Source organism: Kitasatospora sp. NPDC036755 (genome assembly GCF_040636595.1).
Taxonomy (GTDB): domain Bacteria; phylum Actinomycetota; class Actinomycetes; order Streptomycetales; family Streptomycetaceae; genus Kitasatospora.
The window spans coordinates 1-1,858 of record NZ_JBEZUT010000635.1; the positions used below are offsets into that span (position 1 = coordinate 1).

The window sequence follows — 1,858 nt, forward strand, 5'->3', positions numbered from 1 at the left end:
CGACGGCCCGGCGCCGGAACGACGCCCGGGTGGTGGCCAGCGCCCGGCCGACCTGCGCCGGGTGCGGCGTGGGGGCGGCCGCGGCGAAGTCGAGCAGGCGCGCGGCCTGGGCCCGCAGGCCCTCCTCGGTGGGGGCGGAGAGCGGCCAGGGGACGGGCACTGCCGACGGCGCGGCATCAGCGGCCCCGTCCGCCGGGGCGGCCTCCGGCAGCGGCTGAAACTCCGGCTCCGGCTCCGACTCCGGCCGCTCGACGATCACATGGGCGTTGGTGCCGCTGATCCCGAAGGAGGAGACGGCGGCGCGGCGCGGGCCGCCGTTGCGCGGCCAGGGCCGGTCCTCGGTGGCCAGGACGACCGCGCCGGAGGACCAGTCCACGTGCGGCGTCGGCTCGTCGACGTGCAGGGTCGCCGGGACGAGCCCGTGCCGCATCGCCTGCACCATCTTGATCACGCCGCCGACGCCCGCCGCGGCCTGGGTGTGCCCGAGGTTGGACTTCAGCGAGCCGAGCAGCACCGGCTCCCGGTCCTGCCGGCCGTGCCCGTAGGTGGCCAGCAGCGCCTCCGCCTCGATCGGGTCGCCGAGCGTGGTGCCGGTGCCGTGCGCCTCCACCACGTCCACGTCGGTGGCGGCGAGTCCGGCGTCGGCGAGCGCCTGCCGGATGACCCGCTGCTGCGAGGGCCCGTTCGGGGCGCTCAGCCCGTTCGAGGCGCCGTCCTGGTTGACCGCCGAGCCGCGCACCACGGCGAGCACCCGGTGGCCCCGGCGGCGGGCCTCGGACAGCCGCTCCAGCACCAGCAGGCCGACCCCCTCCGACCAGGCGGTGCCGTCGGCGGCGGCCGCGAAGGCCTTGCAGCGCGCGTCCGGCGCCAGCCCGTGCTGCCGGGAGAACTCGACGAACATGCCGGGGGTGGACATGACCGTCACGCCGCCGGCCACGGCCAGCTCCGACTCGCCCCGGCGCAGCGACTGCACCGCCAGGTGCAGGGCGACCAGGGAGGAGGAGCAGGCCGTGTCGACGGTCACCGCGGGCCCGGTGAAGCCGAACTGGTAGGAGATCCGCCCGGACATCACGCTGGCCGCCGTCCCGGTCAGCAGGTGCCCCTCGACCCCGTCCGGGGCGTCGTGCATCCGGGGGCCGTAGTCGCCGGCGGAGGCGCCGACGAAGACGCCGGTGCGGGAGCCGCGCAGGTCGGCGGGGAGCAGTCCGGCGCGCTCCAGCGCCTCCCAGGCCGTCTCCAGCAGCAGCCGCTGCTGGGGGTCCATCGCGGTGGCCTCGCGCGGGGAGATGCCGAAGAAGGCGGCGTCGAAGCGGCCCGCGTCGGCCAGGAAGCCGCCCTCGCGGACGTAGCTGCGGCCGGGGCGCTCCGGGTCCTCGTCGTACAGGTCCTCGTCCCAGCCGCGGTCGGCGGGGAAGGCGGAGACGGCGTCGCCGTGCTCGGCGACCAGCCGCCACAGGTCCTCCGGCGAGGCGATCCCGCCGGGGTAGCGGCAGGCCATGCCGACGATCGCGACGGGCTCGTCCGAGCCGGCCGGGGCGGGTCCGGCGGTCGCGCCGCCGGTCTCGTCCTCCTCGCCGTCACCGGCCAGCCGTGCCTCGACGAAGGCGGTCAGCGCGCGCGGCGTCGGGTGGTCGAAGAGCAGTCCGGCCGGCATCCGCAGGCCGGTGGCGGCGGCGAGGTTCTCGCGCAGCTCGACGCTCATCAGCGAGCTGAAGCCGAGGTCGCGGAAGGGCAGGTCCGGCTCGACGGGGTGGTCGGCGGGGCGGCCGAGGACGGCCGCGATGTGGGCGGCGACCAGGGCGGCGGGGCCCGGGGCGCCGGTGCCGGGCGGCAGGTCCAGCAGCAGCACGTCCAGGTC

The 1,858-nt window shown here is 77.5% G+C and carries 1 protein-coding gene; it reads right to left on the reverse strand.

Going from position 1 to position 1,858, the window contains the following annotated elements:
• Nucleotides 1–1,858 (reverse strand): beta-ketoacyl synthase N-terminal-like domain-containing protein (locus AB0E96_RS40770; RefSeq protein ID WP_359831856.1); only part of this gene is annotated, 1,858 nt, incomplete at both ends.